The sequence below is a fragment of the Vibrio rotiferianus CAIM 577 = LMG 21460 genome, assembly GCF_002741985.1.
Taxonomy (GTDB): Bacteria; Pseudomonadota; Gammaproteobacteria; order Enterobacterales; family Vibrionaceae; genus Vibrio; species Vibrio rotiferianus.
In genome coordinates this window covers 21,067-43,157 of sequence record NZ_APHW01000028.1, presented here as the reverse complement: position 1 = coordinate 43,157, position 22,091 = coordinate 21,067, and the positions used below count along the sequence as shown (strand labels likewise).

Annotated in this window: 27 protein-coding genes; 9 read left to right on the top strand and 18 right to left on the bottom strand. The window is 45.2% G+C overall.

The features are described 5' to 3' along the window. Window positions 1-14 precede the first annotated feature (14 nt). Entirely contained in the window at window positions 15-539 is a 525-nt protein-coding gene (gene yjgA / locus B853_RS13185) for a ribosome biogenesis factor YjgA (RefSeq protein WP_010450448.1), read from the bottom strand. Between the two features lie 110 nt (window positions 540-649). Between yjgA and pmbA the strand changes: the two genes are divergently transcribed. Continuing rightward, entirely contained in the window at window positions 650-1,993 is a 1,344-nt protein-coding gene (gene pmbA / locus B853_RS13180; RefSeq protein WP_010450446.1) for a metalloprotease PmbA, read from the top strand. A gap of 83 nt (window positions 1,994-2,076) precedes the next feature. On the opposite strand, the gene mgtE is transcribed toward pmbA, so the two are convergent. The 11 genes from mgtE to B853_RS13125 form a co-directional block, all read right to left on the bottom strand. Then, on the bottom strand, window positions 2,077-3,432 hold the full coding sequence (mgtE, locus tag B853_RS13175) for a magnesium transporter (protein ID WP_010450444.1): 1,356 nt from the start codon (window positions 3,430-3,432) through the stop codon (window positions 2,077-2,079). A gap of 431 nt (window positions 3,433-3,863) precedes the next feature. Next, on the bottom strand, window positions 3,864-4,139 hold the full coding sequence (locus B853_RS13170; RefSeq protein WP_038884579.1) for an HPr family phosphocarrier protein: 276 nt from the start codon (window positions 4,137-4,139) through the stop codon (window positions 3,864-3,866). A 2-nt stretch (window positions 4,140-4,141) separates the two neighbouring features. Next, on the bottom strand, window positions 4,142-5,005 hold the full coding sequence (rapZ, locus tag B853_RS13165) for an RNase adapter RapZ (protein WP_010450441.1): 864 nt from the start codon (window positions 5,003-5,005) through the stop codon (window positions 4,142-4,144). 14 nt (window positions 5,006-5,019) lie between these two features. Beyond that, a complete protein-coding gene (gene ptsN, locus B853_RS13160) occupies window positions 5,020-5,466 on the bottom strand; it encodes a PTS IIA-like nitrogen regulatory protein PtsN (protein ID WP_010450439.1) in 447 nt (148 codons plus the stop codon). Between the two features lie 2 nt (window positions 5,467-5,468). Further along, complete coding sequence (gene hpf, locus B853_RS13155; protein ID WP_010450437.1) at window positions 5,469-5,756, bottom strand: ribosome hibernation promoting factor; 288 nt, start codon at window positions 5,754-5,756, stop codon at window positions 5,469-5,471. Between the two features lie 24 nt (window positions 5,757-5,780). Further along, window positions 5,781-7,256: an RNA polymerase factor sigma-54 gene (locus tag B853_RS13150; RefSeq protein ID WP_038884578.1), complete on the bottom strand. Its 1,476-nt coding sequence runs from the start codon at window positions 7,254-7,256 to the stop codon at window positions 5,781-5,783. Between the two features lie 50 nt (window positions 7,257-7,306). Next, complete coding sequence (lptB, locus tag B853_RS13145; protein ID WP_010450433.1) at window positions 7,307-8,032, bottom strand: LPS export ABC transporter ATP-binding protein; 726 nt, start codon at window positions 8,030-8,032, stop codon at window positions 7,307-7,309. 1 nt (window position 8,033) lies between these two features. Next, the gene (lptA, locus tag B853_RS13140) at window positions 8,034-8,525 is read right to left on the bottom strand and encodes a lipopolysaccharide transport periplasmic protein LptA (RefSeq protein WP_010450431.1); all 492 of its coding nucleotides are present in this window, start codon (window positions 8,523-8,525) and stop codon (window positions 8,034-8,036) included. Further along, the gene (lptC, locus tag B853_RS13135; protein WP_010450429.1) at window positions 8,506-9,069 is read right to left on the bottom strand and encodes an LPS export ABC transporter periplasmic protein LptC; all 564 of its coding nucleotides are present in this window, start codon (window positions 9,067-9,069) and stop codon (window positions 8,506-8,508) included. Before lptC ends, lptA begins: the two co-directional genes overlap by 20 nt. Window positions 9,070-9,156: 87 nt before the next feature. Then, window positions 9,157-10,128: an arabinose-5-phosphate isomerase KdsD gene (gene kdsD, locus B853_RS13130; protein ID WP_038884576.1), complete on the bottom strand. Its 972-nt coding sequence runs from the start codon at window positions 10,126-10,128 to the stop codon at window positions 9,157-9,159. A 35-nt stretch (window positions 10,129-10,163) separates the two neighbouring features. Next, the gene (locus B853_RS13125) at window positions 10,164-11,129 is read right to left on the bottom strand and encodes a calcium/sodium antiporter (RefSeq protein WP_010450425.1); all 966 of its coding nucleotides are present in this window, start codon (window positions 11,127-11,129) and stop codon (window positions 10,164-10,166) included. Between the two features lie 408 nt (window positions 11,130-11,537). Between B853_RS13125 and mlaF the strand changes: the two genes are divergently transcribed. The 8 genes from mlaF to B853_RS13085 all read left to right on the top strand — a co-directional run bounded on the left by mlaF (window position 11,538) and on the right by B853_RS13085 (window position 16,968). Then, on the top strand, window positions 11,538-12,341 hold the full coding sequence (gene mlaF, locus B853_RS13120; protein WP_010450424.1) for a phospholipid ABC transporter ATP-binding protein MlaF: 804 nt from the start codon (window positions 11,538-11,540) through the stop codon (window positions 12,339-12,341). Then, window positions 12,331-13,122: a lipid asymmetry maintenance ABC transporter permease subunit MlaE gene (gene mlaE / locus B853_RS13115; RefSeq protein ID WP_010450422.1), complete on the top strand. Its 792-nt coding sequence runs from the start codon at window positions 12,331-12,333 to the stop codon at window positions 13,120-13,122. The genes mlaF and mlaE overlap by 11 nt, the downstream gene beginning before the upstream one ends. 2 nt (window positions 13,123-13,124) lie before the next feature. Then, window positions 13,125-13,613: an outer membrane lipid asymmetry maintenance protein MlaD gene (gene mlaD / locus B853_RS13110; protein ID WP_010450419.1), complete on the top strand. Its 489-nt coding sequence runs from the start codon at window positions 13,125-13,127 to the stop codon at window positions 13,611-13,613. 3 nt (window positions 13,614-13,616) lie between these two features. After that, window positions 13,617-14,255, top strand: a complete 639-nt coding sequence (mlaC, locus tag B853_RS13105; protein WP_010450418.1) for a phospholipid-binding protein MlaC — start codon at window positions 13,617-13,619, stop codon at window positions 14,253-14,255. Continuing rightward, window positions 14,255-14,563: an STAS domain-containing protein gene (locus tag B853_RS13100; RefSeq protein WP_010450415.1), complete on the top strand. Its 309-nt coding sequence runs from the start codon at window positions 14,255-14,257 to the stop codon at window positions 14,561-14,563. The genes mlaC and B853_RS13100 overlap by 1 nt, the downstream gene beginning before the upstream one ends. A 3-nt stretch (window positions 14,564-14,566) precedes the next feature. Further along, a complete protein-coding gene (gene ibaG, locus B853_RS13095; RefSeq protein WP_010450413.1) occupies window positions 14,567-14,821 on the top strand; it encodes a BolA family iron metabolism protein IbaG in 255 nt (84 codons plus the stop codon). Window positions 14,822-14,829: 8 nt separating this feature from the next. After that, window positions 14,830-16,095 carry a UDP-N-acetylglucosamine 1-carboxyvinyltransferase gene (gene murA, locus B853_RS13090; protein WP_010450411.1) on the top strand — a complete coding sequence of 422 codons (1,266 nt, stop codon included), beginning with the start codon at window positions 14,830-14,832 and terminating at the stop codon, window positions 16,093-16,095. 147 nt (window positions 16,096-16,242) lie between these two features. Next, window positions 16,243-16,968 carry a 1-acylglycerol-3-phosphate O-acyltransferase gene (locus B853_RS13085; protein ID WP_038884575.1) on the top strand — a complete coding sequence of 242 codons (726 nt, stop codon included), beginning with the start codon at window positions 16,243-16,245 and terminating at the stop codon, window positions 16,966-16,968. Between the two features lie 85 nt (window positions 16,969-17,053). Here the strand turns inward: B853_RS13085 and B853_RS13080 are convergent, their stop codons facing one another. From B853_RS13080 to arcA, 6 genes are all read right to left on the bottom strand, one after another. Continuing rightward, complete coding sequence (locus tag B853_RS13080; RefSeq protein ID WP_005432832.1) at window positions 17,054-17,443, bottom strand: RidA family protein; 390 nt, start codon at window positions 17,441-17,443, stop codon at window positions 17,054-17,056. Between the two features lie 165 nt (window positions 17,444-17,608). After that, window positions 17,609-18,070 (bottom strand): aspartate carbamoyltransferase regulatory subunit, encoded by a 462-nt coding sequence (gene pyrI, locus B853_RS13075; RefSeq protein ID WP_010450405.1) that lies wholly within the window; start codon window positions 18,068-18,070, stop codon window positions 17,609-17,611. A gap of 16 nt (window positions 18,071-18,086) precedes the next feature. Continuing rightward, window positions 18,087-19,016, bottom strand: coding sequence for an aspartate carbamoyltransferase (gene pyrB, locus B853_RS13070; protein ID WP_038884573.1), 930 nt, complete (start codon window positions 19,014-19,016; stop codon window positions 18,087-18,089). A gap of 90 nt (window positions 19,017-19,106) precedes the next feature. Further along, a complete protein-coding gene (locus B853_RS13065; RefSeq protein ID WP_010450401.1) occupies window positions 19,107-19,202 on the bottom strand; it encodes a hypothetical protein in 96 nt (31 codons plus the stop codon). A 99-nt stretch (window positions 19,203-19,301) separates the two neighbouring features. Continuing rightward, window positions 19,302-20,306, bottom strand: a complete 1,005-nt coding sequence (argF, locus tag B853_RS13060) for an ornithine carbamoyltransferase (RefSeq protein WP_010450399.1) — start codon at window positions 20,304-20,306, stop codon at window positions 19,302-19,304. A gap of 157 nt (window positions 20,307-20,463) precedes the next feature. After that, window positions 20,464-21,684, bottom strand: a complete 1,221-nt coding sequence (gene arcA / locus B853_RS13055) for an arginine deiminase (RefSeq protein ID WP_010450398.1) — start codon at window positions 21,682-21,684, stop codon at window positions 20,464-20,466. Window positions 21,685-22,091: the final 407 nt, after the last annotated feature.

Here is a 22,091-nt window from a genome sequence, read left to right as displayed (position 1 = left end):
TCTTAAGCGTTGAATTACATTTCTTCTTCAAACGCTTTAAGAATTTGGAAGATTTCACGGTAAGATTTTGCTGGTTTACCGGCTTTCTTCTCTTTCGCTGCTTGGCGAGCAAGTTGACGTAGACGTTGACGATCCGCTTCTGGGTACAGTTCCATTACGTCATCAATCGCTTTATCGCCTTCTTCCACAACGCGATCACGCAGTGCTTCGAGCTTGTGCAGAGCGGCTGTCGCTTGTGAGTGCTTGTTGCGGATTTTATCCAGTGCCGCTTGGATTGGTTCTGGATCTTCGTAACGCATTAGTTTACCAATACGTTGTAGCTGACGACGACGCGCTTCGTTTTTAAAGCGTTGTGCATCAGCAACCGCTTCTCGTAGGTCTTCGCTCAATGGAAACTTATCTAGAACAGCTGGCTTTAGGCCTACAAGCTCTTCACCTAGCTTTTGCAGCTCTTCCATGTCTCGCTTCATCTCGGATTTACTTACCCAGATGATCTCTTCTTCTGGTTCCCATGGCGCTTTTTGATTCTTACGTGCCATTTCAGTTGCCTGTGTTTTGATTAATATTATGACTATTTTAACAAGAATCGTGGGGAGAAAGCGAAATTCTTGTTATTCTATTGTACATCGAATACAAGATGTGAAAGACAATGGATATTAAACAGCAGGTTGCTGAGCAACGTACCGAGCTAGAACAAGCCGTTTCACGTGCACTAGAAATCGCTGCGGCGAAGTCTGATGCCGCTGAAGTCGCAATCACCAAGAGCACAGGTTTGAGTGTTTCCACTCGCATGGGTGACGTGGAAAACGTTGAATTCAATAGCGATGGCGCACTGGGTATCACCGTCTACCGTGGTCAACGCAAAGGCAGTGCTTCCACATCTGACTTGAGTGAAGCTGCTATCGAGCAAACGGTCTTAGCAGCACTAGACATTGCTCAATACACATCAGAAGACCCATTCGCAGGTCCTGCTCCAAAAGAATACATGGTGAAAGAGGTACCAGACTTAGACCTTTTCCACCCAGATGCACCCGATCCAGACTACGCAGCGCAAGTCGCGATTGCTGCTGAAAAAGAAGCATTGAACTACAGCGATGCGATTAAGCAAAGCGATGGTGCAAGCTACGATAGCCACTACGGCGTAAAAGTGTACGGTAACAGTCACGGTTTGTTAGCAAGCTACGCATCCAGCCGTCATAGTACCAGCTGTTGTGTGATTGGTGTGGGTCAAAACGGCGAGATGGAACGTGATTACAGCTACACCGTTGCGCGTCATCGTGATGATCTTTGGACACCAGAAACTGTTGGTCGCAACGCTGCAGAGAAAACCATCAGCCGACTTGATGCGCAAAAGCTTAAGACAGGCAAATACCCGGTGATGTTTGCTGCGGATGTAGCAACAGGCTTGATTGGTCACCTAGTGATGGCAATCAGCGGTGGCAACCTATACCGTAAGTCTTCTTTCCTATTGGATCATCTTGGTAAGCAAGTATTGCCTGAGTGGTTCAACATTTCTGAGCGTCCACACGTATTACGTGGTTTGGCTTCAAGTCCATTTGATAGTGAAGGTGTATACACGCAAGATCGTGAAATCATCACCGATGGTGTTTTAGCAACTTACTTGCTAACCAGCTATGCCGCTCGCAAGATGAAGATGGACCCAACGGGTCACGCTGGTGGAATCCACAACTGGTACGTGAAGTCGACAGGTCAAAACTTCGAGCAAATGCTGAAAGAGCTGGGCACTGGTCTACTGGTAACAGAGACCATGGGTCAAGGCGTGAACGTTGTGACTGGCGATTACTCTCGTGGTGCTGCAGGTTTCTGGGTAGAAAACGGTGAAATCCAATACCCAGTATCTGAAATTACTATCGCGGGTAACTTGAAAGACATGTTCAATCAGATTGTGGCTGTGGGTAGCGATGTAGAAACACGCTCACAAATCCAAACGGGTTCTATCTTGTTGGATACCATGAAGGTTGCTGGTGAATAAGCTTGCTAACCGCTAGATACGAAAAAGCCTGATGTGTTCATCAGGCTTTTTTATTGCTTGTTATCAGCGGCTCACTAGAAAGACTAAATCATCAAGGTTGCGAGACCGAGGAAGACCGACAGACCAATCACATCAGTCACTGTGGTTAGCGCCATACCGCCAGCAAGGGCTGGGTCGATGTTCATTTTCTTCAGTAGTATTGGGATAGTTACACCCGCAACACCCGCAACCAGTAGGTTGGTCAGCATGGCGGCGGAGATTATCCCACCAAGCATCCAGTTACCTTTCCAAGCAACCACAATACCACCGATGATCAGTGCCCACATGATGCCGTTCAGCAAGCCGATGGCGGCTTCTTTCATCAAGAGTTCGCGTTTGTTCGAGTCACCGATATGACCGAGCGCTAAGCCACGGATAACAAGCGCTACGGTTTGGTTACCGGCCACACCACCCATTGAAGGTACGATGGTCATCAAAACTGCAATCGCTGCCATTTGGTCTAGAGTCGCTTCAAACATGTTGGAGACAGAAGCAGCGGCTAGTGCAGCAAGTACGTTGGCACCAAGCCAAATACTACGTTTACGAGCAGACTTTACTACAGGCGCGAAGGTATCTTCGTCGTCATCCATACCCGCCATACTCATCATTGAGTGCTCAGCATCTTCGCGGATAACGTCGACCACGTCATCGATGGTGATACGACCAACGAGGTGCTGGTTTTCATCCACAACCGGAGCAGATACCCAGTTACGACGCTCAAACAGGCTTGCTACGTCAGAGTCACTAGTATCAACAGTAATCGCATCATCCGCATCTTCCATCACTTCACTGACTTTGACATCAGGTTGCGTGGTGATCAGCGTCGTGATCGGTAGTTCACCAATCAGTTTGCTCTCATCATCAATGACGTACAGCGCGTCAGTTGCTTCAGGCAGCTCGCCTTTCATACGCAGATAACGCAGGACAACATCCACATCAACGTCACCACGAATGGTGATTACGTCGGTGTTCATCAGTCCACCCGCGGTATCCTCAGGGTAGGATAGGGCGGTTTCCACGCGCAGACGATCGGCAGAGTCCATCTGGGACAGAACTTCACGTGAGACGTCGTCAGGCAAGCTACGCAGTACGTAAGCCACGTCATCGGTGTCCATGCCTTCCGTCGCTTCTGCAAGCGCTTCAGGAGCCATTTTAGACACAAGACTGTCTTTAACGTCTTCGTTCAGCTCGTCAAGAATCTCACCGTAATCTTCTGGATCGGTGAGCTGCCAAAGAACTTCACGGCTCTTACGTGGCGAGGCTTCTAAAAGGTGGGCGATATCCTCAGGTTCCATGTCCTGCAGTTGGCGACGAACATGGACAAAGCGACCGTTTTCTAGTGCTTCTGTGACTTCTTGGAGGGCTTGGTGAGCTTGGTCGAATTCTATTTGCTCTGCCATTCATTCCTCCCAATTCCTGATATTTACAATGCTTTGAATAATAACTTAATTCTAGGCACCTTTTAATAACAACTTATGAAAGTCGACAAAATTATTTATCGGAATTTAAGCAGGAGGTGAAAGTTATACCCAAGTGACTTCAAGATGCAGGATTCAGAGCGTTGTCATTGATTCGAGAGCAAGGAAAACAACGCAGTGTAATAGCCAGCTCTTTCCAAGTTGTTTGACGCAGCAATCGGGTCAATGACACGCTCCCAAAGGGCGAGCTGCCTTGGCTTGTATACTTTGTTGTCGATTCTTGATTTAGACCCACTAAACCTTTAAATCGCCGCCGCGTCTACAAACCAAGTCAGTCTCGCTGAACCTAGCATCTCGAGGTTACTTGGGTATATGTGGGATATCTGGCTAGAGATAATAAAAAAGCGAGTGAATCACTCGCCTTCGTCAAACTTATCTTCAATCAAGTAGCAAACCGCATCAAGAGCTTGCTCGGATTGGTCCCCAGTGGCGTGGATGGTCACGTATTGTCCTTGGGCGGATTCCAACATCAGCAAGCCCATGACGCTGTCTGCAGTTGCAGTTTTGTCTTCTTCGTTATCGATGGTGATCACCGCATCGAAGCTCTGTGCCAGTTCGACCAATTTTACTGCCGCACGAGCGTGCAAGCCTAAGCGGTTTTGGATCAATACTTTACGACTTAGTTCCACCGTTATTCCTTAACATTCTTTTCCAGTGAAGTGTGGCGAATTTGTACTTGGTGTCCTTTATCCGCAAAGTACTCACCGATTTTTTGAGTGAGATAAACCGAGCGATGTTTGCCACCAGTACAACCAATCGCAACGGTCAGGTAGCTGCGGTTGTTTTTCTCTAATAGAGGCAGCCAAGTCTCAATGAAGCTTTCAATCTGGTATTTTAGGTCAAGTACTGACTGATGCTGCTCTAGGAACGCACCGATCGGAGCATCCAAACCAGTAAGAGGGCGCAACGCAGGCTCCCAATGTGGGTTTGGTAAGAAGCGCACATCAAACACGTAATCTGCATCTGATGGCAAGCCGTACTTGAAACCAAATGATTCAAACACCATCACCAAGTCTTTACGCTCGCGCCCTTCAACACGCATACGTACCGTTTCGCTGAGATCATGCAGAGATTGACCGCTACTGTTCAGGACTAAGTCAGCATGCGCTTTTAGTGGCATCAGTATTTCATGCTCAAGCTCAATGGCTTGATCCAGTGATAAAGACTGGCTTCCCAATGATAAGGGATGAATTCGGCGGGTTTCGCTGTAGCGTTTAAGTAGCGTTTCTTTGTTCGCATCTAAGAACAGTACCGTAACGTCCAGCTCAGCCTTTAGCTTTTCTAGCGTGGTGTTTAGTTCTTTGAGTTTCTTAGGGATATTTCGAATATCGATGCTTACTGCAACGTTTTGTTTGCTCTCAGAGACTGATTGAACAAACGCGTCGAGTAAGTTGACTGGTAGGTTGTCTACACAGTAATAACCTAAATCCTCAAGTACGCGTAAGGCAACACTCTTCCCGGCACCAGAGTGCCCGCTAACAACGATTAATCGCATGGTGATTGCCTCGATTACTGATGAATCATAATGTCGTAGAGTTCTTCGTCACTCTGAGCTTTACGCAGCATTTTGAGTACTTGCTTATCACTCAAGCGCTCTGCCATAGAGGAAAGTGTTTTGAGGTGCTCTTTGCACTGTTCTTCGGGAACAAGAAGAGCAAAAAGAAGGTCGACAGGTCGGTTGTCGATAGCGTCAAACTCAATTGCTTCGTCGCATTGTAGTAAAACGGCGATAGCTTTGTCGCTGGATTGCATTCTTGCGTGAGGAATAGCAATACCATTACCGATACCAGTACTCCCCATTTTTTCTCTGCTGAGCATACACTCAAACAGTTGTGTAGAATCTTGGCCCGTGTTTTCAGCGACAATCTGACTGATCATCTCTAGGGCACGTTTCTTACTTGTACAATGGACTGCACTTTTGGTGCAGTCCAGTGACAGTATCTCGCTCAATTGCATGATTAATGACTGTTTAGTTTTTCTTTGTGCTTGTTAAGTTGACGAACTAATTTATCCACCAGCGAATCAATTGCTGCATACATATTTTCGTCATTCGATGACGCATGGATTTCGCCCTGATTTATGTGGAGCGTAGCTTCCGCTATTTGGTTGAGTTTTTCAACTTTTAGTACGACTTGTACTTGATTGATGTGGTCGAAGAACCTTTCGAGCTTCTGAAACTTAGATTGAACATAGTCTTGCATTGAATCGGTAAGATCAACGTGATGGCCTTGAATATTGATTTGCATAGACTTTCCTTTTCAGTTGGTGCCTTAAAGTAGGCGTTTACGCTGACTTGAAGGGGCGATACCCAAGGATTCACGATACTTCGCGATCGTTCGTCTTGCGACTTGAATCCCTTGGTCAGCCAGAAGAGCAGCAATTTTGCTGTCACTCAATGGTTTAGCGGTATTTTCCGCTGCGACCAGTTTTTTTATGAGAGCGCGAATTGCTGTGGACGAACATTCTCCACCATTGTCTGTACTAACATGACTAGAGAAGAAGTACTTCAATTCAAAAATGCCACGTGGGGTATGCATAAACTTCTGTGTAGTCACACGAGAGATCGTTGACTCATGCATGTCCACATCCAATGCTACATCGTTAAGTACCATTGGTTTCATGGCTTCTTCACCATACTCGAAGAAATCTTGTTGATGTTCAACAATACATCTTGCAACTTTGAGAAGCGTCTCGTTTCTGCTTTCTAGGCTCTTGATTAGCCATTTTGCCTCTTGCAAATTGCTGCGAATGTACTGGCTATCCGCACTGTTGCCTTTGCCTAGTTGCGCATATTGTTGATTTACTTTTAGTTTCGGAATGCTGTCAGGGTTTATGGAGACGGTCCATTTACCATGATCTTTAAATACGGACACATCCGGAATGACGTATTCAGTGTCATCGGGTGTGATACGACTACCTGGGCGCGGATCAAGTTGTTGAATCAACTTCAATACTTCACGCAAGTCCGCTTCTTTAAGCTTAGTTTCTTTGATGACCAGCTTGTAGTCGCGATTACCAAGGTGGTCGATATGATCGCTTAACACCATTTTTGCTTCAGCGAGCCACGGCGTGTCTTCAGGGAAGGTCGCCAGTTGCAGTAGCAAGCATTCTTGCAGGTTGCGAGAGGCTACACCAAGTGGGTCAAATTGTTGGATACGCTTACGTACCGCTTCTACTTCATCTAATTCCACTTCTTCGTTATCGAAGCTTTCGTGGATTTCTTCAGGAGAAAGGGTTAGGTAGCCGTAGTCGTCGATGGCATCGATGATCGCGAGGGCGATGGTGCGGTCGGTTTCACTGAAAGGTGTTAAGTCTAACTGCCACATGAGGTAATCGTGCAGCGACTCAGTGGTCTCACCTTGGTAGACTGGCATGTCGTCATCCAGCGCTAGGCCAGTGCTGCCCGTGTTTGCGCTGTATACGTCATCCCAAGTGGTATCAATTTCTAGCTCAGAGCTGATTTCCGATTTTTCAATCACGTCTGAGCTGTCTGGAAGGTCGGGCTCTGAGGCATCGTTGGCTTCGTTCGCACTGTTATCAGCAGATTCAGACGCTGATTTGTCTTCACCGTTTGCTTGAGGCTCTTCGTGGCCTTCTTCAACTTCCAGTAACGGGTTGGAGTCCAACGCTTCTTGGATTTCTTGTTGAAGATCGAGCGTCGACAATTGCAACAAACGAATCGCTTGTTGCAGCTGTGGCGTCATGGCTAACTGTTGACCTAGCTTGAGTTGTAATGAAGGTTTCATTCAGTGTTACTTACCTTGTAATGCTCAGAATCTTACCGTTCCTAATGTAATCATAGACGGAATTGTTCGCCGAGATAAACTTGTTTCACTTGTTCGTTGTTGAGAACTTCGTCCGGAGTCCCAGAAGCGATGAGGTGACCTTGGCTTACGATATAGGCTTTTTCACACACGTCCAAGGTTTCACGTACGTTGTGGTCAGTGATTAATACACCAAGACCGCGATCGCGCAAGTGTTCGATGATTTTCTTGATGTCGTTAACCGAAATTGGGTCAACACCCGCGAACGGTTCATCCAACAAAATGAACTGAGGGTTTGCTGCCAATGCACGAGCAATTTCTACACGGCGGCGTTCACCACCTGATAGTGCCATACCTGCACTGTTTCGTATGTGCTGTATGTGGAATTCTTCCAATAAATCTTCCAGTTTATCTTGGCGCTCTTCTCGTGTTAACTCTTGGCGAGTCTCAAGAACGGCCATGATATTGTCTTCAACAGATAGCTTACGGAAGATTGATGCTTCTTGTGGTAAGTAGCCGATCCCCATACGAGAACGGCTATGCATAGGTAGAATACTAATATCTTGGTCGTCGATAGTGATGATACCTTCATCACGAGGCACCAAGCCTACAATCATGTAAAATGATGTGGTTTTACCTGCACCGTTTGGCCCGAGCAGACCAACAATTTGGCCAGATTCGACTTCTAGACTCACATCAGTCACAACCTTGCGCTTTTTGTAACTTTTCGCAAGGTTCTTTGCGCGTAAAATTGACATTTTATTTTACCTGATTAGGTTGTAAGACCGTTGTTACTCGTTCTGTCTTTGAGCTATCGGCAACTAACTTCTGTTGTTGGATGTGATAGCGAATCGTTGAACCTCGAATAGTATTTCCTTCTTGCTCGAGTTCAGCATTTTTACGCATAACAAGCTGATCTGTTTTGATTATGTAATCAAGTTCGTTTGCTTGGCCATTAAGCGTCTTTCCATCATCCATTAGTTGAGAAAAAGTAGCGGGTTTTCCGTATGCCTCAATTTGGGATATTTCTTGAGTATTCGCATCTCTCGTAACAATTACTTTGTCAGCATTTATGTTAATACTCCCTTGCTTCAGGGATACATCCCCCTGAAAAACAACCTTGTTACTTTTCATATCAACTTGTTGTGTATCAGAGTTAATGTAAACAGGTTGCTCGGTATCTGATTTTAGAGCTAGTGCTGTTGGGGCTGCTAAAATCAATGTTAGTAAGCTAAGGTGTAACAGTTTCATATCGACCTTGAACATCATTTGTTAGAGTTGCAATGTGACTATTTAAGTTTCCGTGCATTGCGCCTCCAGTATTTTCAAACTGTGGTCCAACTAGAATAACTTTCTGATTGGCGTAAAAATCTCGATTATTTAGATTGATTGTCATTTTATCTGTCGCCATGGTGTCGAAGCTAGCGCCAGGTAATAGATTGTGCATTAGAACATCATCGTACAGAGTTAATACTTGGTCATCATCCAAGACTGCTGTTTTAGATGTTACTTTCCACTCTACAATTTCACCACCTTTGTATACGAACAAAATAGGCTGCTCAAAAAGAGTGCTTCCACTTTTAGCAAAGTAGTCTAAATGGTTTGCGACAATGACATAACTTCTAATGCCATCATCTCCGTATGTTGTATTTTCTAACTTGTTACCACTAAACATTGGCAACTCGGTGTTAGGTGCTATCTGGACATCTGAATTTCTTTCAGATGAAAAGATATAATAGCTACACCACGTGATGGAGACTATCAGCATCAAATATATGAAACGAGTAAAACTCATATAATAAAGGCCTTTATTTTAGCTCAGTACTTCCCTGACTATTGCCTTATTTAAATTGGGTGCAGTGCGCAGTACAGTGAGTACTGATCACATTACACCTGCTTTTAACAAATCATGCATATTCAGTGCACCAACAATTTTGTTGTCTTTGCATAAAACTAAAGCGTTGATGTTCTTATCTTGCATTAAATTTAAACCTTCCACTGCAAGCATTTCTGGGTGCGCTGTGGTTGGATTTCTAGTCATTACGTCACCAATCGCAGTCGTGTGGATATCAATACGTTTATCTAGCGTGCGACGCAAATCACCATCGGTGAATATTCCAAGCATAGCATCGTGTTCATCGACGATAGCCGTCATCCCCAAGCCTTTTTCTGAAATCTCGAGTAAGGCGTCACGAATCAGTGCATCCGGTGAAACTTTTGGTAGTGAGTTTCCAAAGTGCATAATATCAGACAGCTTCAACAACAGTTTTCTTCCCAGCGCACCGCCGGGATGAGATAAAGCGAAGTCTTCTGCGGAAAATCCACGTGCCTGAAGTAAAGCTACCGCCAATGCGTCACCCATAACCAAAGTTGCAGTGGTACTACTGGTTGGCGCGAGACCAAGAGGGCAAGCTTCTTTTGGCACGGTGATTTGTAGATGCAGATCAGACAGCTTCGCCATGTTCGACTCTGGCTTGCCTGTCATGCTGATGATTTTGATGTTCAGGCGTTTCAACACAGGGAATAGAGATAGAATCTCATGAGATTCACCCGAGTTTGAAATCGCGATAACGATGTCACCCGCGCTGATCATACCAAGGTCACCATGCGCTGCCTCACCTGGGTGGACAAAAAATGCAGAGGTTCCAGTACTTGCTAGTGTCGCAGCAATCTTATTGCCAATATGACCTGATTTGCCCATCCCCATCACGACAACTTTACCGCTATTGGAAAGAATCAACTTACAAGCTTGTTCAAACTGCTCATTAAAGTATTGGTCTAGCTGTTGTAGAGCTGAAACTTCAATATCAAGAACTTGTTTAGCAGCTGCGCGAAAATCAAATTGAGTGGGCATATCAGAGCTCCAATTCGTGTTTACTTATTTTGTTATTAAGCGGCCATGTTTGCGAATAGGTATACTTGGTAAGCCAAGAAACACACAAACAGAATGGAACCTTCTAGTCGGTTGATACTTCGAGATTTACCAAGACACATCGCTACGAGTAGCAGAGACACGCCTAGCATTACCCAGAAATCACGACCCATTGCATATTCGCTAAGCATCGATGGGTTGATAATGCCTGGTAGGCCCATTACCGCAAGAATATTGAATACGTTTGAACCGATGATGTTACCTACAGCCATGTCGTCTTCGCCTTTAAGAACACCTGCAAGAGAAGCGGCTAGCTCTGGAAGGCTAGTACCAATGGCAATGATAGTTAGACCGATCACAAGGTCGCTCATACCAAAGTATTTAGCGATGATAACAGCATTGTCTACCAGCATGCTCGCTGCTAAGGGAAGCAGTATCAAGCCAATCACGACCCACATAATTGCTTTAGGGTTAGTTACGCCTTCTGGAACTTCAGATTCTTGTTCATCAACAAACGCGTCACCGGCTTTCTGCTCTTTACGGCTGATTTGCAGCATGGCAAATAAGAAACCAGCGAACAGAATGAATAACAAGATGCCTTCATAGAAACCTAAGTGGCTATCCCATAGCAAAATACCGGCAAGCACAGTAACTGCTATCATCAAAGGCAGTTCACGGCGAATCACGGCAGAGCTTATAGAAAGTGGTTTGATAATCGCAGTAATACCTAGGATCAAAGCAATGTTAGCGATGTTTGAACCCAGTACGTTACCAACCGCTGTATCGGTTTTGCCATCCCATGCTGCGGTTGCTGAAACCATCATTTCTGGTGCAGATGAGCCCATTGCTAGAATGGTCATGCCGATCACTAGTGGTGAAATACCGACGTTGCGGGCTAGAGCAGCGGAGCCAAAAACTAACTTATCTGCACTCCAAACAAGTAAAACAAGACCGACGATAAGCAACGCAACGGCTTCGAGCATGATGATTCCTAGGTAATAAATAAGCAAAATGAGTAACCGCTAATTTTGACCTTTTGCGACCAAAAATGGAAGATAAACAATGCATAAATTAAAAGTTAGTAACGAATTTGTGTTTAATTGTTGCTCAATCGCGAATGAAGATAATGCAACCGAGTGTAGGTCAACTCTAAACCGCTCTACACCTTAAAATGTGTGCTCTTTTGAGAATTCTTTGAAATTTTATGGTTTTCTTTAATTGAACAGTGCTTTTAATTCACTTTTAATCCACCGCCGATCTGCTTATGATGACAAGCTTGAGTCGTACTCAAATGATTTTTATTGCCAAGTCAGTTGGCTGAAATGAGTAGCTATTGGAGCAATGGGTATACTTTACTGATTGTCTTTACCTATGAGTAAGAGAAAAATGCTATGCCAAACGATGATTTAGTTACAGTGAACAATCTTACTTTCTCGCGAGGAGAACGTAGGATTTTCGATGGCATTGAGTTACATATCCCGAGAGGGAAAATTACCGCAATTATGGGGCCATCTGGAATAGGTAAAACGACTCTATTGCGCTTAATTGGTGGCCAATTATATCCAGAGCAGGGCGAGATTTGGTTTGACGGTGACAACATCCCTAGATTATCTCGAAAGCACTTATACCATGCTCGTAAAAAGATGAGTATGTTGTTCCAATCAGGCGCTCTGTTTACTGATTTGAACGTTTTCGATAATGTCGCGTTTCCTTTGCGTGAACATACAGATCTCCCCGAAGAATTAATCCGAACCATGGTGCTGCTAAAGCTTGAAGCTGTAGGGTTACGAGGGGCTGCGGAGTTAAAACCAAGCGAGCTCTCTGGTGGTATGGCTCGCCGTGCTGCATTAGCCCGCGCGATAGCGCTCGACCCTGACCTTATCATGTACGACGAACCTTTTGTTGGTCAGGATCCAATAACCATGGGTGTGCTTGTTGAGCTGATCAGTAATTTGAATCGAGCGCTAGGTGTGACCTCCATTATCGTTTCTCATGATGTGCCCGAAGTGATGAGCATTGCCGATTGGGTTTACTTGATGGCTGATGGCAAAGTGATTGCGTTTGGCACACCACAAGAGTTGAGAGACAATCCTGACCCTCGCGTGCAGCAGTTTTTACAAGGCGAAGCGGATGGGCCAGTACCATTCCGCTTCCCAGCTCAAAGTATCGAAAAGGATTTATTTGATGGTCGATAGCTTTATTCAATTTGTCGCTTCTTTAGGAAGACGCACATTAGCCATCTGCGAAGCATTCGGTCGTGCAACCTTGATGCTTGTTGGTGCATTATTGACTCGACCTCAGCCAATTAAAAATTTGCCTTTGCTGGTCAAGCAGCTTTATTCCGTAGGCGTTCAATCGTTGGCTATCATCGTGGTATCTGGTTTGTTCATCGGCATGGTACTTAGCTTGCAAGGCTACGTGGTGTTGGTGGATTACGGTGCAGAGGGCAGCCTTGGTCAAATGGTGGCCTTGTCATTGCTACGTGAACTTGGGCCCGTAGTAACTGCGCTGTTGTTTGCAGGTCGTGCTGGTTCAGCATTAACGGCAGAAATCGGTCTGATGAAAGCTACTGAGCAGTTGTCTAGCTTGGAAATGATGGCGGTTGACCCGCTGAAACGAGTGATAGCGCCACGCTTTTGGGCGGGGGCGATCTCAATGCCTCTACTTGCTATGATCTTTATGGCTGTGGGGATTTGGGGCGCTCAGCTTGTTGGCGTCGATTGGAAAGGCGTAGACCATGGTAGTTTCTGGGCTGCAATGCAGTCTTCGGTCGAATTAGGTCAAGACATCGGTAACAGCATGATCAAGTGTATCGTGTTTGCTATTACCGTTACTTGGATTGCTTTGTTTAATGGCTATGACGCTATTCCGACGTCTGAAGGGATCAGCCGAGCAACGACGCGCACTGTAGTGCATTCTTCTTTAGCAGTACTGGGCTTAGACTTCGTACTGACCGCATTGATGTTTGGGAATTAATCATGCAACAAACACGTAAAACAGAATTATGGGTTGGCAGCTTTGTATTAGCGGGAATTTGCGCGATTCTTGTGATGATTTTTCAGGTTGCTGACGTAAAAAGCATTGGCTCTGGCAATACTTACACCTTGAAAGCCGAGTTCGATAATATTGGTAGTTTAAAAGTTCGCTCACCTGTGAAGGTTGGTGGTGTGGTTATCGGTCGAGTGAGTGATATTACGCTAAATGCGGATAATCTACTGCCAGTAGTGAGCTTGTCGATTAACAGTCAATACAACCAGTTCCCAGAAACCTCGAGTGTGCAAATATTGACATCGGGATTGATTGGTGAACAGTACATAGGCTTAGTGCCTGGTTTTGTTTTTGACGATGAAGAAATGCTTGTAGATGGCGATACCATCGAAGACACCAAGTCAGCATTGGTCTTGGAAGACCTAATCGGGCAGGTTCTATATAGCATTGGTGGCTCAGGCGATACGAGTAAGGAATAACCCATGTTTTCTAGATTATTACTTTCTTTTTTAGCAACGTTCGCAGCATTTGGTGTTGTTGCTGATGAAGTCGATAAAACACAGCCATACCAAATGATGAAGCAAGTTGCGGAAGTGACGTTTGACCGCCTCAAGGCTGAACAGCCGAAGATCAAACAAGACCCTAATTTGTTAAAAACCATCGTTGAAGAAGAGCTGATGCCTTACGTTAACGATCGCTACGCTGCATTGAAATTGCTTGGACCTAACTTAAAAGGGGCAAAGCGTGAAGATGTAGGGGAGTTTATCAAAGCATTTCGGGCTTACTTAGTGACATCTTATGCGCAAGTATTAACGCAATATTCTGATCAACAAATCGCTTTTGGCCCAGAACCAAAATTGGATTCATCTAAACGTATTACGAGCATTAAGGTAGATATTATTGATGCTCCGCGTCCTAACATTAGGCTTGAATTCAAACTGCGCAAAGACAAGAAAACAGGCGAGTGGTTGGCATTTGATATGGTTGCTGAAGGTATTAGCTTACTGTCGAGCAAACAATCTGAATGGAACACGAAAATCCGTCAAGATGGTATTCTTGCGGTAGCAAAAGATCTAGAAAAGCTGGCGGAACAACCGATTCGCTTTGAGGCGGAAAAGTAATGGAACAGTGGCATTTACAGGCTGGTATTCTTAAACTTACAGGAGCGCTGGATCGTGAAACCGTTCCGGCTCTTTGGGTTGAGGCACAGAAGTGGCAACCATCACAAACCGAATTAGAGTGCTCTTTATTGGATATTGAGCGTGTTGACTCTGCAGGAATGGTGATGTTAATCCACTTATTAGAGCATGCAAAAAAGCAAAACTGTCATATAATGCTGAGTTTCGTGCCAGCGCAACTGCGCACTTTGTTTCAACTTAGTAATGTTGAATCCTTAGTGGCAAAACACATACAGAATTATCAGGGGTAAATTGTGGATAGCGCAAAAGTACAACAGCTATTAGAAGAAGCACTAAACCTTCAAGAAGTGCATGTAAAAGGTGAAGGTAGCCATTATGAGGTGGTTGCTGTTGATGCTTGTTTCGATGGAATGAGCCGCGTTAAGAAGCAGCAGTTAATTTACGGTCCTCTGATGGATTACATCCAGCGTAACGACATTCACGCACTATCGATTAAAGCGTTCACTCCAGATGAGTGGGCTCGTGATAAAAAGCTAATGTCGCTATAAGGTTTATAATGGAAAAGTTTCGAGTTATTGGGTCAGATCAGCCGTTGGTTGGTGAAGTGACCATTTCAGGTGCAAAAAACGCAGCACTGCCGATTTTATTTGCGTCAATTTTGGCTGAAGAGCCAGTAGAAGTAGCAAACGTACCACACCTTCGTGATATCGACACAACCATGGAACTGCTAAAGCGCTTGGGCGCTAAAGTCAGCCGCAATGGTTCTGTTCATGTCGATCCAAGCAGTATTAATGAGTACTGTGCGCCTTACGACTTGGTGAAAACCATGCGAGCATCAATTTGGGCACTTGGCCCATTAGTGGCTCGTTTTGGTAAAGGTCAAGTTTCTCTACCTGGCGGTTGTGCGATTGGTGCTCGTCCTGTTGATCTACATATCACAGGTCTAGAGCAGCTTGGTGCAACCATCACACTAGAAGATGGTTACGTTAAAGCGGAAGTAGATGGTCGCCTAAAAGGTGCACACATCGTGATGGACAAAGTAAGTGTTGGTGCAACCATCACTATCATGTGTGCAGCAGCACTTGCTGAGGGCACAACAACGCTAGACAACGCAGCGCGTGAACCTGAAATCGTTGATACGGCAGACTTCCTAAACACGCTAGGCGCGAAAATCTCTGGTGCAGGTACTGATACCATCACTATCGAGGGCGTTGAGCGTCTAGGTGGCGGTAAGCACAACGTTGTGGCTGACCGTATCGAAACCGGTACTTTCCTAGTAGCGGCAGCGGTTTCTGGCGGCAAAGTGGTATGTCGTAATACCAATGCACACCTTCTAGAAGCGGTACTGGCTAAGCTAGAAGAAGCAGGCGCATTGGTAGAAACTGGCGATGACTGGATTTCTGTTGATATGACTGACCGTGAGCTGAAAGCAGTAAGCATCCGCACGGCTCCGCACCCAGGTTTCCCTACTGACATGCAGGCGCAATTCACGCTATTGAACATGATGGCGAAAGGCGGCGGCGTAATCACAGAAACGATCTTTGAAAACCGTTTCATGCACGTACCTGAACTGATGCGTATGGGCGCGAAAGCGGAAATTGAAGGCAATACGGTTATCTGTGGCGATGTAGATTCACTAAGTGGTGCACAAGTAATGGCAACTGACCTACGAGCTTCGGCAAGTTTGGTCATTGCGGGTTGTATTGCGAAAGGTGAAACCATCGTTGATCGTATTTACCACATTGACCGCGGTTACGACAAAATCGAAAATAAACTGGCTGCACTTGGCGCAAATATTGAGCGAGTGAGCGAGGCAAGTTAAACTGCGGTGCAGGTGACTTGGATATGAAGAGAGCCGAAACGTTGGTTTCGGCTTTTTTGTATCGCGCTTTCTTGCATAGTTCATGACTATGTCAAAAGAGACAATAATAGCTGTAGCTGGCGTAAAGCTGGTTCTTGGAGAACAACAATGATTGCACTGTTACGTGTATTTGCTGTCGCAATTTTCGCAATTGTGATGTTTATTGGTGGTTGTGGTTACTGCCTACTAAGCCCTAGAAACCCTAAGCATGTTTTCACTTTCGGCCGTCTATTCGGCAAGATGTCGCGTGTATTTGGTATCAAGCTTGAGCTACGAATTCCAGAAGATGCGTATTCGCGTGGTCAGCATGTTTATATTGCAAACCACCAAAACAACTGGGACCTTTTCACCGTGTCTTCAGCGGTTACACCAAAAGTGGTTACCGTAGGTAAAAAGAGTTTGGCGTGGATGCCTCTATTTGGTCAGCTTTATTGGCTAACTGGCAATATTCTGATCGACCGTGCGAATCGTTCTAAAGCGAAAGGTACCATTGACCAAGTTGTGGATAGCATCAAGAACAGTGATGTTTCAATATGGATGTTCCCAGAAGGTACTCGCTCTCGTGGCCGTGGTTTGCTGCCATTTAAGACTGGTGCGTTTCATGCGGCTATTGGTGCAGAAGTGCCAATCATTCCAATCGTATGCAGTTCGACTGATCATATTAAATTAAATCGTTGGAACAACGGACATGTAATCATTGAGATGCTGCCGCCAGTAAGCTCTGAGGGCTACGGTAAAGAGAGTGTCCGTGAGCTGGCGAACAGCTGTCGTGAGCAAATGAAAGAGAAGCTAGAAGCGTTGGATGAAGAAGTGAAACAGCGCAACGCAGCTTAAGCCTTACTGCGATACAGCAGCAAAAAGACAATAAAAAACGGGTAGCCTGAGCTACCCGTTTTTTTATGCTTGTTAGCAAGTGCAATTATTTGCGAACTGCGATTGCTTCAATCTCGATGCCAACATCTTTAGGCAGACGAGCGACTTCTACACAAGAACGTGCAGGGTAGTTTGCTACTTCGTGTTCATCGAAGAATTTACCGTAAACTTCATTTACTGTACCGAAGTCGTTTAGGTCTTTCACGAATACTGTCATTTTAACGATGTCTGTTACTTTAAGGCCTGACGCTTCAACTACAGCTTTTACGTTTTCTAGAGATTGACGAGCTTGCTCTGCGATGTCGGCAGACACTTCACCTGTCGCTGGGTTTACCGGGATTTGGCCAGAAGTAAGAACCATGTTGCCTAGATCTACGCCTTGAACGTAAGGACCGATTGCTGCTGGTGCAGACTCAGTGTGAAGTACTTTCGTCATTTGAATTGTTCCATCTGTTTAGGGGAATAAAGAGTTTACTCAAGCATTTTGAGTGTTCTTAAGAATAAGCAGTTTGCCTTTAAACATGAAGCACGTAAAGAGCAAAATACCCCGCATGAGCGGGGTATTGGTCAATTTATCGTTAGCAAGAATCGAAGCGAGAAATTAACGCTCAGTGACGATCTCACGTGCGAATACTTTCTCACAGTATTTACACTTTAGACGGATTTCTTCCTTCTTCTCGAACACTTGGAAGCTGCTCGCAACAGGCTCGTTGTGTGTAATACAGTTGCTGTTCGGACACTCAAACACGTTGTTAATTCGCTCAGGCAGTTCTAGTGCAAGCTTCTTAACTACTTCGTAGTTTTCGATTTGGTTTACGGTTGCATGTGGTGCGTAAAGTGCTAGCTTGCTTGCCTGCTCTTCATTGATAAACACGTTTTCAATCTTCAGTAGGTCTTTGTGACCCAGAGCAGAAGAAGGCAAGTTCAGACCGATAGTTACGCGCTGAGAAGAATTATGCATGTCGAACAGTTTCAGCACTTTGATACCAATTTGTGCAGGAATATGGTCGATTACTGTGCCGTTTTTGATTGCCTCTACCTGCAATTGAGTTTCTTTAGTCATGTTTTTTCTCCCTCGATTACAGTGTTTCGTTAAGAACCAATGCCAACAACGCTTGACGAGCGTATACACCGTTCTGTGCTTGTTGGAAGTAGTAGGCGTGTTGAGTTGCATCCACATCCGTGGTGATTTCATCCACGCGAGGTAGTGGGTGGAGTACTTTTAGGTTGTCACGCGCACCCTCCAATAGTGCTGCTGTTAGGATATAAGCGGACTTGATATGTGCGTATTCAGACTCGTCAAAACGCTCTTTTTGTACGCGCGTCATGTAAAGAATATCTAGCTCAGGGACGACACTTTCCATATCAGTGTGCAGGCTGTATTGAATGCCTGCTTCGTCAAGCTCCTCACAGATGTAATCTGGCATTGCCAGTGCGTCTGGTGCGACGAAGAAGAAACGAATGTTGCTGAACTTTGCCAGTGCTTGCGTCAAAGAGTGCACCGTGCGACCGTACTTTAGGTCACCAACAAACGCGACGTTAAGGTTATCCAGACGGCCTTGCGTTTCGGCGATTGTGTATAGATCGAGTAGGGTTTGCGTAGGGTGTTGGTTTGCGCCGTCACCTGCGTTGATGACTGGTACACCGTTAGAGAACTCAGATGCAAGGCGAGCCGCGCCTTCCTGAGGGTGGCGCATCACGAATGCATCAACGTAAGAGGAGATAACTTGTACCGAGTCAGACAGTGTCTCGCCTTTTTTTGCCAGGGAGGTGTTTCCATCATTGTCAAAACCAATCACATCGCCACCGATACGTTGAATCGCAGTCTCGAATGACAAGCGAGTACGTGTGGATGGTTCAAAGAAACAGCTAGCTACGACCTTGTTTTTAATCAGTTCTGGACGAGGTTCTTTTTTTAGTTGACCTGCAGTTTCAACAATCAGTTCCAGTTCTTCACGTGAAAGCTCTGGAATAGAGATGATGTGCTTCTGGTAAAGCGAGTTCGCCATGATCTTCTTCCCTATAACAGTAGTGACTATCTCCAAAATTCACCACGATTGAATTTTGGACATAAAAAAACCTCCCCAAATGGGGAGGTTTTAAAATTCAATAGAATTAACAAAAATAACCGCACGTAAGCGTAGTCGCTTAGCTAGAGCAAATCGCGTTTTTACGTCAGCAATTAGCTTGGTCATTTCGTAATCCTCAGACAAATTGCCGAGCATTATACGCTTAACTTTCGTGAGCGCAAGCGATTACATCATGGTTTTTGTTACCATTTCTAATGCTTTGGTTTAGCTACCTAGTGTCGCTACCATCACGGCTTTAATGGTATGCATTCGGTTCTCAGCTTCATCAAACACGATTGAGTATTCTGATTCAAACACTTCTTCTGTTACCTCTAAACCATTCATGCCGTATTTCTCTGCCACCTCTTTGCCCACCGTTGTTTCGTCGTTGTGGAAAGCTGGCAGGCAGTGCATGAATTTCACGTGAGGATTGCCTGTTTGCTTAATCACGTCCATGTTAATTTGGTATGGCGTCATAAGTGCAACACGCTCGTCCCAAGCATTGGCGGACTCGCCCATGGAAACCCAAACATCGGTGTAGAGGAAGTCGCAACCTTTTACGCCTTCTTCGACACTTTCAGTTAAAGTGATTTTCGCACCGGTTTGTTGAGCAATCGCTTGGCAAGTCGCGACTAATTCTTCTTCTGGCCAGAATGCTTTTGGCGCCACGAGACGAATGTCCATGCCGACTTTGGCGGCTCCGACCATGAGAGAGTTACCCATGTTGTTACGTGCATCACCCAGATAGGCAAAGGTCATCTCATGCAGTTGTTTACCACGTCCGTGTTCTTGCATGGTGAGGAAATCCGCCAGTATTTGTGTAGGGTGAAACTCATCAGTCAAGCCATTCCATACCGGAACACCTGCGTAAGCCCCTAGCTCTTCCACAATAGACTGACCAAATCCGCGGTATTCGATGCCATCATACATGCGACCAAGAACTCGAGCCGTGTCTTTCATTGATTCCTTATGACCGATCTGCGAGCCAGAAGGGCCGATGTAAGAGACTTGAGCGCCTTGATCAAAAGCAGCGACTTCAAACGCACATCGGGTACGAGTAGAAGATTTCTCAAAGATTAGTGCAATGTTTTTGCCTTGAAGTTTCTTCTGCTCTGTCCCTGCATATTTAGCTTTTTTTAGCTCAGCAGACAGTTCGAGCAAAAAGAGAATTTCTTTTGTGGAGAAATCCAATAGCTTCAAAAAGTTGCGATGATGTAGATTGAAAGCCATAGCTCGTCCCTTAGGTCGTTTGGTTGATAAGTAATAAAACCATTAAAGCATGAAAATGCTATATATGTGAATAATTATTTTAAAGTAAGGCAAAAAAAGGTTGATGCATTCACATCAACCTTAGTCTTTATTGGTTTTATTTGGTGAGAGAGATTTCTCAAATATCGTCACGTTCGATTGGGCAACTCATACAACGTGCACCACCACGACCGCGACCAAGCTCGTTACCCGGAATGGTCAGGACTTCAATGCCAGCTTTGTCGTACTTCTCGTTAGTGTAGACGTTACGCTCGTAGCCAATCACAACACCAGGTTTCACCGTCAGTACGTTGTTGGCATCGTTCCATTGCTCTCGCTCAGCTTCGTAGCTGTCACCACCGGTTGTGATGATCTTCAATTGGTCTAAGCCAAGTGCCGATTCAATTGCGTGCAGATAGTTGTGCGATGCTTCGACATGCATTTCCCCATTGCCTTTTGGTGTTAGGCGCCATGTGTCTAAGTCTTTACGCATGATCTCTGGGTATACCGAGAAAGTATCGACATCCATATGCGTCATTACCGTATCAAGGTGCATGCATGAACGGTGTTTCGGTAGGTCGATGGCAATGACTTCTTTCGCCTGACCGGATTTGAATAGGCTCGCCGCTAGGTTTTCTACACCCTGTGGAGTTGTACGCTCAGACATGCCAATCAGAACCGCACCCTTACCGATAACCAGAACATCACCGCCTTCAACGTTGGCATTGTCGTAGTGTTGGTCTTCATCGCCAAAGTAGTTTATGAAGTTTTGCCCAGCAAAGGTTGGGTGCCAACGGTAAATCGCGCGCAGGTGGTTGGTTTCGCGCTGACGTGCAGGCATCATCATTGGGTTGAGTGATACACCACCGTAAACCCAGCATGAAGTATCGCGAGTGAATAGGTGGTTAGGTAAAGGTTCGATAACGAAGTCTAGAGAACGCTTCATTTTCGGTAGCATCGATGAAGATTTGATTGGCAGTTCCGAGTAAGCCAATCCGCCAAGAAGAATGCTGGCCAGGTGTTCATCGTCCATCTCTGCGAAGTACTGGCGCAGGTCGCGAGCGAAAGTCGGACCGTAACGAAAGTCAGAAATCTGAGTGTTTAACAACCATTGTTTTGCTTCTGGAACCGCAAGGGTTTCGACTAGTAGATCATGAAGCAGTAACACCTCAACACCTTGCTCACTTAGAGTTCGAGCGAATGCATCGTGTTCTTCACCTGCAGCTTCGACTGCCAATACGTCATCAAATAGTAATTCATGGCAGTTTGATGGTGTTAAGTGGGTGAGGGCACGCTCTGGGCGATTTAATAGAACTCGTCTAAGTTGACCTACTTCTGATCCAACGTACAGCTTGCTCATTTTGTATCCTTACAAATATTCCAGCCATTAGTTATGACAAGCTTGGTGCTAAGATGCAAGTTCCTTTTGTTGGTTTATATTTTGTAAAAATATCATTTTTTAGCTTTATATTTCGTAAATTTCAATTGGGTGTATTTTAATTCTATATTTTGCAGTTCATTCATAGCTTTTAGAAAGTGCGTTTTTATTCTTTTTAGTTTGGGGAAGAGAGGGTACATCAATAGTGCATAAAACGTGCATAACCATTCTGAAATATGCAGTTTTTAGCTTTTCTTTATTCGTTAGGCCAGAGTAACCGAGCTGTCACTGTATTCACTCCAAGATCATAAACACGCAAACAAGTCTAAAATTACTCGTTTAAGGCTCAATTAGGATCTTCTGAATATTAAAGATTACCCGTTTTTGTT